The sequence below is a fragment of the Mesorhizobium sp. M8A.F.Ca.ET.161.01.1.1 genome, from assembly GCF_004792105.1.
In the GTDB taxonomy this organism is placed as follows: Bacteria; Pseudomonadota; Alphaproteobacteria; order Rhizobiales; family Rhizobiaceae; genus Mesorhizobium.
On sequence record NZ_SRTD01000012.1, the window covers coordinates 145,393 to 158,582 of the forward strand.

Genomic DNA, 13,190 nt, shown 5'->3' on the forward strand with positions numbered 1-13,190 from the left:
GTGCAATATTCTGCTCCGCGGCATCCTTCGGTTGAGGACACGGCATGGATCCCAGGGTCTCCGCGACGGAGCTTCGCTCCTGCTCCGCCCTAGGATGACGAACGCGTTGGGATCGACGGCCCGCGAATGACCCACCCCTTCACCATCGCCATCGACGGCCCTGCCGGTGCCGGCAAGGGCACCCTCGCCCGCCGTCTGGCCGACCACTACCGGCTGAACCTGCTCGACACCGGCCTCACCTACCGGGCGGTGGCCTATGCGCTGATCCAGCACGCGCTGCCGCTCGACAATGTCTCGGCGGCGGAGACCGCGGCGCGCCAGGTCGACCTGGCAAAGCTCGACCGCGCGGTGCTGTCGGCGCATGCGGTTGGCGAAGCGGCTTCGAAGGTCGCGGTTTTCCCGACCGTGCGCCGCATCCTGGTCGAAAAGCAGCGCGATTTCGCCAGGACGCCGCCGGGCGCGGTGCTCGACGGGCGCGACATCGGCACCGTCGTCTGCCCCGACGCCGACATCAAACTCTATGTGACGGCGAGTGCCGAAGTGCGGGCACGCCGCCGGCTGGCCGAGATCGAAAGCATCGGCGGCACCGCCAATTTCGCCGAAATCCTTGCCGATATCCAACGCCGCGACGAGCGCGACATGGGCCGGGCCGACTCGCCGCTGAAGCCGGCCGCCGACGCGCACTTGCTTGATACCAGCGAAATGGCTATAGAAGCCGCGTTTCTCGCGGCCATGTCTGTTATCGACGACGTGCTGGCCAAGAGAAACAAGGCCTGATCCGGGTTTTCTCCCGCGTTTCCGTTGCCGGAGGCGAAGAAAATACCCATATCGGGCACGAACCAGCCTGCCAGCATTCTTCATGCGCCGGAATTGCCGCTCGAAAAGCGGCCCAGGGCTTTTTAGCCCGGAACGCCGGCAGGCCAACGCAACGCTAACCCACGGCGCCCGTCCCGCTCGAGATGCGGGGCACTCCAGGAGAAACAATGTCAGCTGCAAATCCCACTCGCGATGATTTCGCGAGCCTGCTCGAAGAATCATTCACCACCGGCCATTCCGGCGAAGGTCAGGTCGTCAAGGGTACGATCACGGCGATCGAAAAGGACATGGCCATCATCGACGTCGGCCTGAAGGTCGAAGGCCGCGTGCCGCTGAAGGAATTCGGCGTCAAGGGCAAGGACACCACCCTCAAGGTCGGTGACACCGTCGAAGTCTATGTCGAGCGCATCGAGAACGCGCTTGGCGAAGCCATGCTTTCCCGTGAGAAGGCCCGCCGCGAAGAGAGCTGGGTCCGCCTCGAAGAGAAGTTCACCAAGGGTGAGCGCGTCGAAGGCGTCATCTTCAACCAGGTCAAGGGCGGCTTCACCGTCGACCTCGACGGCGCCGTGGCCTTCCTGCCGCGCAGCCAGGTCGATATCCGCCCGATCCGCGACGTTTCCCCGCTGATGCACAACCCGCAGCCCTTCGAGATCCTCAAGATGGATCGCCGCCGCGGCAACATCGTGGTTTCGCGCCGTACCGTGCTCGAGGAGAGCCGCGCCGAACAGCGTTCGGAAATCGTGCAGAACCTTGAAGAAGGCCAGGTGGTCGAAGGCGTCGTCAAGAACATCACCGACTACGGTGCGTTCGTCGACCTCGGCGGCATCGACGGCCTGCTGCACGTCACCGACATGGCATGGCGCCGCGTCAACCATCCGACCGAAATCCTCAACATCGGTCAGACGGTCAAGGTGCAGATCATCCGCATCAACCAGGAAACCCACCGCATCTCGCTCGGCATGAAGCAGCTCGAGAGCGATCCGTGGTCCGAGATCGGCACCAAGTTCCCGATCGGCAAGAAGATCAAGGGCACCGTCACCAACATCACCGACTACGGCGCGTTCGTCGAGCTGGAGCCGGGCATCGAGGGTCTCATCCACGTTTCGGAAATGTCGTGGACGAAGAAGAACGTGCACCCCGGCAAGATCCTGTCGACGACGCAGGAAGTCGACGTGGTGGTGCTCGAGGTCGATCCGGCCAAGCGCCGCATCTCGCTCGGCCTCAAGCAGACGCTGGAGAATCCGTGGCAGGCTTTCGCCTCGAGCCATCCGGTCGGCAGCCAGGTCGAGGGCGAGGTCAAGAACAAGACCGAGTTCGGCCTGTTCATCGGCCTCGAAGGCGACGTGGACGGCATGGTCCACCTCTCCGACCTCGACTGGACCCGTCCGGGCGAGCAGGTCATCGAAGAGTACAATCGCGGCGACATGGTCAAGGCGCAGGTGCTCGACGTCGACATCGACAAGGAGCGCATCTCGCTCGGCATCAAGCAGCTGGCCAAGGACTCGGTCGGCGAAGCCGCGACGTCAGGCGAACTGCGCAAGAACGCGGTCGTCACCTGCGAAGTCATCGGCGTCAAGGATGGCGGTCTGGAAGTGCGGCTGGTCGACAGCGGCATCGAGACCTTCATCAAGCGCTCCGACCTCAGCCGTGATCGCGACGAGCAGCGCCCCGAGCGCTTCACCGTCGGCCAGAAGGTCGACGCCCGCGTCATCGCCTTCGACAAGAAGACCCGCAAGCTGCAGGTCTCGATCAAGGCGCTGGAAATCGCCGAAGAGAAGGAAGCGGTCGCACAGTACGGCTCGACCGACTCCGGCGCTTCGCTGGGCGACATCCTGGGCGCCGCGCTGAAGAAGCAGGGCAACTAAGTCCTTCGCAACGCGAAGCTCTTCCAGAGCCCAAAAACAAAACCCCGCCGGATCGCTCCGGCGGGGTTTTTCTTTGGAGCGGTTCAGCGCTTGATAGATTCGCCGACCCGCTCCAACTCTTTGTTTTCACGCAATTCCCAAGGGAAACCGCTACGCGTTCTTCCCGGGAAAACCGTTACGCACTTTTCCTGGAATTGCTCTCGGCGAAATGCTCTTGAAGTTCAGGCCCTGCCGTAGAGCGGCACCAGCGTTCCGCTCATTGCCCGGTTGGTGGGCGAGACGAGATAGGCGATTGATTCGGCCGCAGCTTCGAGGCTGACCCATTTGGTGAAATCGGCATCCGGCATGTCGGCGCGGTTCGCCGGCGTGTCGAGCGTCGAGGGGGCCACGGCATTGACCAGGATGCCATTGGCTTTGAGCTCTTCCGCCATGGCCACGGTCATGGCAGCGACCGCCGCCTTGCTGGCGGTGTAGGCGACCATCCCGGCGCCGCGCCTGGGGTCGAGCCCGGCGCGCGCGGTGACATTGACGATGCGGCCGGCAGAGCCCGACGCCAGCATCGAGCGGATAGCCGCACGGCTGCACAGGAAGGTGGTGCGGGCGTTGGTGTCCATCATCTCGGCGAAGGATGCCGATTCGATCTTTTCCACCGGTGCCATGGCAAAGCCGCCCGCCAGATGGATCGATCCCCACAAGGCAGGGACCTGAGAATAGAAGGCTTCGACCTTGGCGGAGTCCGACAGGTCGACATTGTGCGCCAGCTTCACATTGTCGTGCGCGGTGAAGGGGAAGTGCTGAGGTGCCGCGGCGTGCGCGTTCGGCACATGACAGATCGCGCCCTGCTCCAGCAGCCTGCCGACCACCGCCCCACCGAGCGCGCCGGTTCCACCGGTCACAACGATATGCCTGCCTTCAAGTGTTTCCGTCATCCTGGACCGCTCCTGTCATTTTTATGACTTTTGTCGTTGGTTAGCCGCGCCGACGCGAAGCGTCGCGCCTTTCAGTCGATCACTCAACCGATATCTCGACATGGCAGCCGTCGCGTCTTTGCATGCGTCAGGACACCGTCGAATAGCGAAGCCGCCCGGAAGTGCCTCATGCCTTCCAAGACCAAGCCGGCAAATGGTCCGCTTCCGGTCGGGGGCCAAGGCCGGCCTGGATGGTTCAAACGACCGTGATTTCGATGACACGTGGCAGTCCCGTTGCCCGGGCGTGCCTCAGCGCCTGTGGCAAGGCGTCGATGTCAGCCAGCCTTTCGGCTGATATGCCATAGGCTTCGGCAAGCTTGCAGAAATCCGGCGGCGCCGGCGACACGCCGACAGGTTCCACGCCGACATCGAGCATCGAGGTTTCGATCTCGCGATAGCCCCTGTTGTTCCAGACGACGAAGATGACGGGCGCTTCGGAATCCAGCGCTACGGCTATCTCCGGCAAGGTGAATTGGAAGCCGCCGTCGCCGGTCAGGCAGACAACCGGGGCATCGGGCACGGCGAGTGCCGCGCCGATCGCCGCCGGAGGGCCATAGCCCAGCGCGCCGAATCCGGTCGCGGCATTGAACCAGCCGCCGGGCCGGTCGTGGTCGTAGTAGAGGTTGGCGGCGTAAATCGGCTGGGTGGAGTCGCCGACGATGATGGCTCCGGGCAAGGCATCGCGGATCATTTCCACGGCACGCACCTGCGCCGCATAGGCCGGGCTCAACTCGGCAAAGGCGGCCTTTCGCCCCGCCGCGGCGCGGCCATGGCCGTCTTCGCCGGCGCTGTGGGCGGGATCGATCGCCGCAAGCAGGGCCTCGATCGCCACGGCGCAATCGGCCTGGATGGCGACCGTCGCCGGGCGCCGCGCAAGCTGGTCGGCGCCGATGTCGATACGGATCAGGTTCGAAGGCAGCACGAAGCCGCCGTCGCCATAGCCGTCATAGTCGGTCGGACCGAATTCGGTGCCGGCGGCGATCACCAGATCTGCCTCGGCCATCAGCGCGCGAACCGCTTTCAGGCTTGGGCTTGCCGGCACGCAAAGCGGATGACCATGCATCAGGCCGCGTGCGTTGGTGGTCTCGACAACCGGCGCGCCCAGTCTTTCGGCAAGCCGCCGCAGTGGAGCTTCCGCCTTCCTGGCGCCGCCGCCGGCAAGGATCATCGGACGGCGCGCTACCTTGATTAGCTTCGCCGCCCCGGCAATTGCCCCGGCGTCCGGAGCGGGCGGGGCGGCATTGCTCAACGCAGCCGCAAGACCGTCGGCGGGCTTCACCATGACGTCGGTCGGAATTTCGATATGCACCGGTCCTGGACGCGCGGACGAAAACAACGCGAAGGCACGGGCGAGCGCGCCCGGCAGTTCTGCGGCCTCGGTGATGCGCTCCGAGAACAGCGCTACCTTCTCCATCATGCCGCGCTGGTCGGGCAATTCATGCAGGAAGCCGAACCCCTTGCCGAGCGTGTCGGTGGCGTTGACGCCAGAGATCACCAGCATCGGCACCGAATCGGCGCGCGCCTGGCCCATGGCGGTGATGGTGTTGGTCAACCCCGGCCCGGTGATGACGAAGGCGACGCCCGGCCTGCCGCTGGCGCGGGCGTAGCCGTCGGCCATGAAGCCGGCGCCCTGTTCGTGGCGCGGCGTGACATGGCGGATCCTAGACCTCGCCAGGCCGCGATAGAGCTCGACCGTGTGGACGCCGGGGATGCCGAAGACGGTGTCGACACCATGGGCCTCGAGTAGCGAAATGAGCGCTTCGCCGATGGTGGTCATTGCTTTACTCCCCTGTCTCTTTGTTCTTAGTTCTTACGCAATTCCCAAGCGAAAGCGCTACGCGCTTTTCCTGGGAAAACCCGTTCTCATTTTTCCTGGAATTGCTTGAGCGGCGCGAGGCCGAGCTCGGCCTCGACAGCCTTGATGCCAATCGCCGCCAATTCGCCGGGCGAGAACATCTCGCCGGCCAGGCAGCCTTCGATCCAGAGCCCGTCGATGATCGCATTGATCGCGATGGCATGGTGGCGCAGCTCGCCTGCGTCCGGCTTGTGCTGTTCGGCGGCGAGCACTTCGGCCACGACCGCTTCCACCTCGTTGCGAAAGCCAAGGTAGCCGTCGCGGTGGGCGCGGGCCAAGGCAGGATCGGCACCGGCGCGGCCGAGGAAGGTTGCCCAGAGCGAAAACACCCGCGCGTCGATGATCGGCGCATTGAGGTTGGCGGTGACGAAGGCCGCGAGGCGTTGGCGCGGCGAGGCATCATCCATGACCAGTGCCGCTTTGGCCTGCTCGGTCATGCGGCCGACCAGCGCCGTATAGGCTTCCTGCAGCAATTCTTCCTTGCCCGGGAAATAATGCCGGATCAGCCCGGCGGTGACGCCGGCACGCAATGCGATGGTGCGCAAGGTGGCGCCCTGCAGGCCATATTCCGCCACGCTGTCCAAAGTCGCTTCGATCAGATCCTGCCGCCGCCGCCCCTCGCCCTCGCGACGGAACTTACGGCGCGCATTCATTGGCGCAGAATCGGTCGCGTCAGGCATGTCGGCCCGCCTTCGCAGGCGATGCAGAGCGCATCCGCCTCAAAGATTTCAACCGTGCAGCCGGCGGCTTCCATGGCGGCCTTGGTCCTGGGAAAGCCCGCGACGGCAATGACCTTGAGCGGGCTGGTCGGCAGGACGTTCAGGCTGAGGCCGTCGGAAGCGGCGAATTCTTCGGCGTCGCCTTCGACCAGCCGGATGCCGCGCGCCTTCAGCGTCTGATAGAACGGGGCCGGCAAAAGCGGCGAATAGACCAAAGCGAGGTCGTCGGCCAGCGGGCTGATCACCGACATCAAATGCAGGCACGCTTCTTCACCCTGCCACAGCGGCAGATCAAAGCCGTAGACGGAAATGCCCAGCGGCGTCAGCAGGTTGGAAACCTGCTGGATGCCTTCCTGGTTGGAGCGGACACCGCGCCCGATCGCCAGCGTGCGGGCATCCACCCATACACAGTCGCCACCTTCGACCTGGCCGGGAGCCTCGACGCGGCCAAGGATCGGAATGCCCAGTCTTCTGTAGGTTTCCTCATGCAGCGAGGGCTCGCTGGCGCGCAACGGCTTACCCATGGACAGGATCAGCGCGCCACGGTCGGTCATCAGCGAGGGGTCGTGCGTGAACACCGAATCCGAAAGTCCGTCGGCCCTGTCCTCGATCCATTCGATCTCGGCGCCGGAGGCCGCCACCAGTTCAGCAAGGACCGCGTGCTGCGAGGCTGCTTTCGCCGGGTTGAATCCCGGGCCATAGTGCCAGGCGGCCCTGTCGGCGTCACGCATGGCGTTGGCCGCCGACCGCATCAGCACGCGCCGCAGCGGCGCCGCCATGGACTGTGATCCGAAAGCGCTCATCGATGCCCTTTTTAAGCTGAAAAAAATCGGGAAAATTTCATGAGAGGTTATTTATACACTTGCACAACAAGGCCGCAAGTGCCGTAATGAGCGGGATTGACGGGCTCGCTCTGTTGGGTCCATGCTTGAAGTCTGGAGCGGGGCAGTACAGCGTATGTTGATTAGCCGGATAGACGTTCGACGAACCGCCGGCGGCCATATGGAGGTCATTTGGTGAGCGCTGTGGCAGCTGCCAAACTTCCATCAGGCGAGGTGCAGGACTGCGCCGCAGAAGCCATCCATGTCGAGAACCTGCACAAGAAATTCGGTCAACTGCATGTGCTGAAGGGCGTATCGCTGTCGGCGCGCGACGGCGAGGTCATCGCCATCATCGGCGGCTCGGGCTCGGGTAAATCGACGCTGCTGCGCTGCATCAACTGCCTGGAAAATCCGACCAGCGGCATCATCCGGGTCAATGGTGAGGAGATCAAGCTCAAGGCGGACAGCCACGGCCACACCATCCCGGCCGACCGCAGGCAGATCGAACGCATCCGCTCCAAGCTCGGCATGGTGTTCCAGAACTTCAACCTGTGGAGCCATATGACGCTGATCGAAAACGTCATCGAGGTTCCCGTGCACGTGCTGGGCGTGACGCGCGACCAGGCAATCGCCCAGGCCGAAAAGCTGCTGGCGCGGGTCGGGCTCGCCGAGAAACGCGATGTCTATCCGGCCTATCTCTCCGGTGGCCAGCAGCAGCGCGCCGCGATTGCTCGCGCCTTGGCCATCAATCCGCGCGTCATGCTGTTCGACGAACCGACCTCGGCCCTCGACCCCGAACTGGTCGGCGAAGTGCTGAAGGTGATCGGCGATCTGGCGCGCGAAGGCCGCACCATGGTGCTGGTCACCCACGAAATGAAATTCGCCCGCGAGGTCGCGACCCACGTCGTCTACCTCTACAACGGGCTGGTCGAGGAGGAAGGCCCGCCGGAGCAGATCTTTGGCGCGCCCAAATCCGAAAGGCTCAAGCAGTTCATCCGCAACATCGGCTAGGGACAGGCCGGGACGGAAGAAAACCGGGAACCAACAACAAACTGGGAGTTCTGAAAATGAAGACTGTTCTGAATACATTGGCCGCGGCACTGCTGCTCGGCGTCGCCGCCATGGGCGTGGCCAAGGCCGATCCGGTCAAGATCGGCGTCGCCGCCGAACCCTACGCGCCCTTCACCTCGCCCGATGCTTCGGGCAAATGGGTCGGCTGGGAAATCGACTTCATCGACGCCGTATGCGCCGAGGAAAAGCTCGACTGCGTCATCACCCCTGTCGCCTGGGACGGCATCATCCCGGCGCTGACCACCAAGAAGATCGACCTTATCGTCTCGTCGATGTCGATCACCGACGAACGCAAGAAGACCATCGACTTCTCCGACAAGTACTACAACACGCCGACCGCGATCATCGGCCCCAAGGACCAGAAATTCGGCGCCACGCCCGACGATCTCAAGGGCAAGGTCCTCGGCGTCCAGGTGTCGACGGTGCATGCCGTCTACGCCAAGAAGCACTTCGGCCCGACCGCATCCGAGATCAAGGAATACCAGACGCAGGACGAAGCCAACAACGACCTTGCCGCCGGCCGCCTCGACGCGGTGCAGGCCGATTCCATCGCGCTCAAGGAGTTCCTCAAGACCGACCAGGGCAAGGCCTGCTGCGATCTCAAGGGCATGGTGGCCCCTGACGACGAGGTGCTCGGACCGGGCGTCGGCGCCGGCGTGCGCAAGGAAGACACCGATCTGAAAGAGAAGATCAACGCCGGCATCAAGGCGATCCGCGCCAACGGCAAATATGACGAAATCTCGAAGAAATACTTCGATTTCGACATTTACGGCGGCGCCACGCAGTCGAACTGACGACCCTCGCATGGCTGGAGGACAGGGCGCTGACGCTCCCGTCCTCCAGCCGGCCTGTCCACGCATGCTCGCCGCCGGCCGCAGGTGCCGGCGGATCGAGCCAGCAATCCGGGGGCGACGCTGATCGAATCCTTTCTTCCGGCCTCCGCGGCCGGCATCGTCGAACTTCTCTCGCCCGCGCCCGTCGGCTGGGGCGGGACGCTCCTGGTCGGGCTCCTGCATTCGCTGGAGATCGCCGTCGGCGCCACCATCGTCGGCCTGCTGATTGGAACCTGGGGCGCCTATGGCAAGCTCTACGGCGGACCGGTGGTGCGCGACCTGTTCGCGGTCTACACCACCGTGGTGCGGGCCGTGCCGGAACTAGTGCTGATCCTGCTGCTCTATTATGCCGGCACCGACCTGATAAACCAGGTGCTGGCCGCCATGGGCTACCAACGTGTCGACATAAGCGGGCTGGTGGCCGGCATCGCCGTGCTCGGCTTCGTCCAGGGCGCCTATTCGACGGAAGTCATCCGCGGCGCGATCCTCGCCATTCCGCAGGGCCAGATCGAAGCCGCCCGCGCCTTCGGCATGTCTCCCGGCCTTCTGTTGCGTCGCATCACGCTGCCGGCGATGCTGCCTTTCGCCATTCCGGGCCTCGCCAATCTGTGGCTGATCGCCACCAAGGACACCGCGCTGCTGGCCGTCGTCGGCTTCTTCGAACTGACGCTGGCGACACGGCAGGCGGCGGGCGTCACCAAGGCCTATCTGATTTTCTTCCTCGCCGCCGGCGTACTCTACCTCTGCGTGACGCTGGTTTCGAACTTCCTGCTTGGCCGCGCCGAGAAATGGGCGCGGCGCGGCATGCCTTCGATCAAGGAGGCCCGTTGATGACGGGTGAAACAGTCATCATCGATACGGCGGCGCGCGCTTCGCTCTGGCTGCAGCCGCATCGCATCGTGCTGATCCTCATCGCGGTGGGGCTGGTGGCGTCGGCCGCCTTCTTCATGCGCTGGGACTGGCTGCCGCAATATTGGGAAATGGGCCTGATGGGCATCTGGCGTGCCCTGTGGATCCTAGCCGTCACCTGCGCGCTCGGCTTCATGATCGCCGTGCCCGTCGGGCTGGCGCAGGCGGCAGGCTCGATCTGGGTCGCGGCTCCGGCGAAAGTCTTCTGCACCATCATTCGCGGCACGCCGCTGCTTCTCCAGCTATGGCTGCTTTATTACGGGCTGGGCTCGCTGTTTCCGCAATATCCATGGATCCGCGAATCCTGGATGTGGCCCTATCTCAGGCAGGCATGGCCATACGGCGTGCTGGCGTTGACCTTGTCCTTCGCCGGCTATGAGGGCGAAGTGATGCGCGGCGCCTTTGCCGGCGTGCCCAAGGGGCAGTTGGAAGCGGCCCGCGCCTTCGGCATGAGCCGCTGGAAGATTTTCCGGCGCATCTGGCTGCCACAAGCCTTCTACAGGGCGCTGCCAACGCTGACCGGCGAGACCGTGCTGCAGCTGAAATCGACGCCGCTGGTGGCGACGATCAGCGTGATCGATATCTTCGCGGTCTCGTCCAAGGTGCGGCAGGACACCTACCTCACCTACGAGCCCCTGCTGCTCTTGGCGTTGATCTATATGGCGATCACCGGCATTCTGGTCTTCGCCTTCAGCCGGATCGAGGCGCGGATCCCGGTCAAGATAGGTTAGGGGAGTAGGGGAGTAGGGGAGTAGGGGAGTAGGGGAGTAGGGGAGTAGGGGAGTAGCCAGCCACTTCCGCATTCACATTTCCATCCCCGTTCGCTATTCACCGCGCACAATTCCCTATTCCCTAATTCCTTAGGACCGTCATGATGCAACTCAGTCTCGACCAGGCAAAAGGACTGTGCCGGATGGCGGCACTTGGCGCCGGCGCCAATGAGGAGGCGGCGCAATCGCTCACCGCCTCGATCATCGCCGCCGAGGCCGAAGGACTTGCAGCCGTCGGGCTGTCGCATTTCATCGACTACCTCGAAGCGCTCGAGGCCGGGCGCATCGACGGCAATGCCGACCCGGTGATCACCCGGCCGGCGCTGGCCATTTATTTCTCGGACGCACGCGGCGGGCTGGCGCATACCGGCTTCGACCGCACCATCGACGACCTCGCCAAGGCGGCAAGACTGTTCGGCGTCGCCATCTTCTCGCAGAAGAACGCCTATACGTGTGGGGCGCTCGGCTACTTTACCGGCCGGCTGGCGGCGCAGGGGCTGGTGTCCTTTGCCGCCACCAATGGACCGGCCGTCCTGGCCGGCTCGGGCTCGGTCAAGCCGGTCTACTGCACCAATCCGATGTCGTTCGCCGCGCCCGCCGCCGACGGCGCGCCGCTGGTCATCGACCAGTCGTCGAGCGCCACCGCTTTCGTCAACATCCGCAAGGCCGCGGAAGACGGCAAGAAGATCCCCGAAGGCTGGGCGCTGGACGCCAGCGGCAATTCGACGACCGACCCGGCCGCCGCCATGAAGGGCGCCATGCTTGCCTTTGGCGGCCAGCGCGGCGCCAACATCGCCCTGATGGTCGAGGTGCTGGCGGCGGGCCTGTCGGGCGCCAACTGGTCGCTCGACGCGCCGTGGTTCAGTGGCGGCCCCGACAGTCCGGGAACCGGCCTGTTCGTGCTTGCGGTCGAGCCCAAGCTGCTCGATCCCGATTTCGAGCAGCGCATGAAAGACCAGCTCGACCGACTGCGCCGGCGCTATGGCGTGCATGTGCCCGGCCGTGCCCGGGCCGAAGCGGCCGAGAAGGCGCAGGCGCGCGGCATCACCGCGCCCAAGGCAGTGATCCAGCGCATCTCCGAATTCGCCGAGCGCTATTCGGCCTGAAGAAATCGGCGAATTTTTTCCCGCGCCTCGGTGAACCTTCCCGCGCGTCCCGACGACGAATAGCTATCCGGGTCGGGTTTGCCCGGTCGGTGTCTTCTGTCGGATGCGTCCAGGGCCGAGGCGGGCGTACTTGCTTCACGCCCATGCTGATACCGTCTCAGGTCAGGCCGCCTCGTTGGCCCTGGTTTCGACACGAAACTCACCCGGAAAACCCCGCTTCGGCGGGGTTTTCTGCGTTTGTCGTTCGATCCTGCTGTTCTTCGTCATTCGCGGCGGCAACCGGCACTCGGTCGATGCCCGCCTCGGCAAGGCGTTCTGACACGCCCGAAAGAAGGGCGGCAGCGACGACGCGTCACCCTTTGCCTTTGGCGCAAAACGGACTATGAAACGGCTCAGCCAAGCCATCTGGAACGCGCGCCGGAGCCCGTCATGACCGAAATCCTGCAGACCCCAAAGCTTGTCGTCGTCTTTGGCGGGTCAGGCTTTGTCGGCCGCCATGTCGTGCGGGCGCTGGCCAAGCGCGGCTATCGCATCCGGGTCGCCTGCCGGAGGCCCGATCTTGCCGGCCATCTGCAGCCGCTCGGCAATGTCGGCCAGATCCAGCCGGTGCAGGCCAATGTGCGCGTGCGCTGGTCGGTCGACCGCGCCGTGCAAGGCGCCGACCATGTCGTCAATCTCGTCGCCATCCTGCATCAGAGCGGCCGGCAGAAATTCTCCGCCGTGCATGATTTCGGTGCTCGCGCGATCGCCGAGGCGGCGCGCTCCGTCGGCGCCGGGCTCACCCATATTTCGGCGCTCGGCGCCGATCTGGACTCCGAATCGGATTATGCGCGCACCAAGGCGCTGGGCGAGAAGGCGGTGCTGGAGACGATCGCCGATGCCGTGATCTTCCGGCCGTCGATCAATTTCGGGCCGGAAGACAGCTTCTTCAACCGTTTCGCCAATATGGCGCGTTATTCTCCGGTGCTTCCGCTGATCGGCGGCGGCCACACCAAGTTCCAGCCGGTCTATGTCGGCGACGTCGCCGAGGCGGTGGCGCGCTCGGTCGACGGCAAGATCGATGGCGGCCAAGTCTACGAGCTTGGCGGGCCCAACGTGCTCACTTTCAAGGAGTGCATGCAGGAACTGCTCACCGTGATCGAGCGCAAGCGCATGCTGGTGCCGGTGCCGTGGTGGGTGGCAAACATCCAGGCCTCGATCCTCGGGCTCTTGCCCAATCCGCTGCTGACCAAGGACCAAGTGATGCAGTTGCGCGAGCACAACATCGTTTCGGACGAAGCCGCCAAGGCGAACCGGACACTGGCGGGGCTCGGCATTCAGCCGCAATCGATCGCGACGATCCTGCCCAGCTACCTCTGGCGCTTCCGCGCCGCCGGCCAGTTCCAGCAGCGCAAACCAGCCGTATAAGCGAGTGCAATAGGCCAAAGGCGTGTTGGGATTCAGGTCAGGCCGAGTCG

The 13,190-nt window shown here is 64.4% G+C and carries 13 protein-coding genes; 9 read left to right on the forward strand and 4 right to left on the reverse strand.

Annotated elements, in window-relative coordinates; genetic code table 11:
• Positions 1-126: 126 nt before the first annotated feature.
• Both cmk and rpsA read left to right on the forward strand, forming a co-directional pair.
• Complete coding sequence (gene cmk / locus EN804_RS25525; RefSeq protein WP_135921637.1) at positions 127-777, forward strand: (d)CMP kinase; 651 nt, start codon at positions 127-129, stop codon at positions 775-777.
• 206 nt (positions 778-983) lie between these two features.
• Positions 984-2,681 carry a 30S ribosomal protein S1 gene (gene rpsA, locus EN804_RS25530; protein WP_135862394.1) on the forward strand — a complete coding sequence of 566 codons (1,698 nt, stop codon included), beginning with the start codon at positions 984-986 and terminating at the stop codon, positions 2,679-2,681.
• 221 nt (positions 2,682-2,902) lie between these two features.
• Here the strand turns inward: rpsA and EN804_RS25535 are convergent, their stop codons facing one another.
• From EN804_RS25535 to EN804_RS25555, 4 genes are all read right to left on the reverse strand, one after another.
• Positions 2,903-3,610, reverse strand: coding sequence for an SDR family NAD(P)-dependent oxidoreductase (locus EN804_RS25535; protein WP_127275818.1), 708 nt, complete (start codon positions 3,608-3,610; stop codon positions 2,903-2,905).
• A gap of 235 nt (positions 3,611-3,845) precedes the next feature.
• Positions 3,846-5,426 carry a 5-guanidino-2-oxopentanoate decarboxylase gene (locus tag EN804_RS25540; protein WP_135921638.1) on the reverse strand — a complete coding sequence of 527 codons (1,581 nt, stop codon included), beginning with the start codon at positions 5,424-5,426 and terminating at the stop codon, positions 3,846-3,848.
• Positions 5,427-5,512: 86 nt separating this feature from the next.
• Positions 5,513-6,157 carry a TetR family transcriptional regulator C-terminal domain-containing protein gene (locus tag EN804_RS25550; RefSeq protein ID WP_167531483.1) on the reverse strand — a complete coding sequence of 215 codons (645 nt, stop codon included), beginning with the start codon at positions 6,155-6,157 and terminating at the stop codon, positions 5,513-5,515.
• The gene (locus EN804_RS25555) at positions 6,154-7,026 is read right to left on the reverse strand and encodes a dimethylarginine dimethylaminohydrolase family protein (protein WP_135921639.1); all 873 of its coding nucleotides are present in this window, start codon (positions 7,024-7,026) and stop codon (positions 6,154-6,156) included. Before EN804_RS25555 ends, EN804_RS25550 begins: the two co-directional genes overlap by 4 nt.
• A gap of 213 nt (positions 7,027-7,239) precedes the next feature.
• Here EN804_RS25555 and EN804_RS25560 point away from each other — a divergent pair, with 213 nt between their 5' ends.
• The 7 genes from EN804_RS25560 to EN804_RS25590 all read left to right on the forward strand — a co-directional run bounded on the left by EN804_RS25560 (position 7,240) and on the right by EN804_RS25590 (position 13,140).
• Complete coding sequence (locus EN804_RS25560; RefSeq protein ID WP_127872947.1) at positions 7,240-8,055, forward strand: ABC transporter ATP-binding protein; 816 nt, start codon at positions 7,240-7,242, stop codon at positions 8,053-8,055.
• Positions 8,056-8,111: 56 nt separating this feature from the next.
• Positions 8,112-8,909: a transporter substrate-binding domain-containing protein gene (locus tag EN804_RS25565; protein WP_127275823.1), complete on the forward strand. Its 798-nt coding sequence runs from the start codon at positions 8,112-8,114 to the stop codon at positions 8,907-8,909.
• Between the two features lie 204 nt (positions 8,910-9,113).
• A complete protein-coding gene (locus EN804_RS25570) occupies positions 9,114-9,779 on the forward strand; it encodes an ABC transporter permease (RefSeq protein ID WP_127275827.1) in 666 nt (221 codons plus the stop codon).
• Entirely contained in the window at positions 9,779-10,588 is an 810-nt protein-coding gene (locus EN804_RS25575; RefSeq protein ID WP_127275824.1) for an ABC transporter permease, read from the forward strand. The genes EN804_RS25570 and EN804_RS25575 overlap by 1 nt, the downstream gene beginning before the upstream one ends.
• A gap of 143 nt (positions 10,589-10,731) precedes the next feature.
• Complete coding sequence (locus EN804_RS25580; RefSeq protein ID WP_167531478.1) at positions 10,732-11,733, forward strand: Ldh family oxidoreductase; 1,002 nt, start codon at positions 10,732-10,734, stop codon at positions 11,731-11,733.
• Positions 11,734-11,863: 130 nt separating this feature from the next.
• Positions 11,864-12,052: a hypothetical protein gene (locus tag EN804_RS38110; protein WP_245511810.1), complete on the forward strand. Its 189-nt coding sequence runs from the start codon at positions 11,864-11,866 to the stop codon at positions 12,050-12,052.
• A gap of 110 nt (positions 12,053-12,162) precedes the next feature.
• The gene (locus EN804_RS25590; RefSeq protein WP_127280997.1) at positions 12,163-13,140 is read left to right on the forward strand and encodes a complex I NDUFA9 subunit family protein; all 978 of its coding nucleotides are present in this window, start codon (positions 12,163-12,165) and stop codon (positions 13,138-13,140) included.
• Positions 13,141-13,190: the final 50 nt, after the last annotated feature.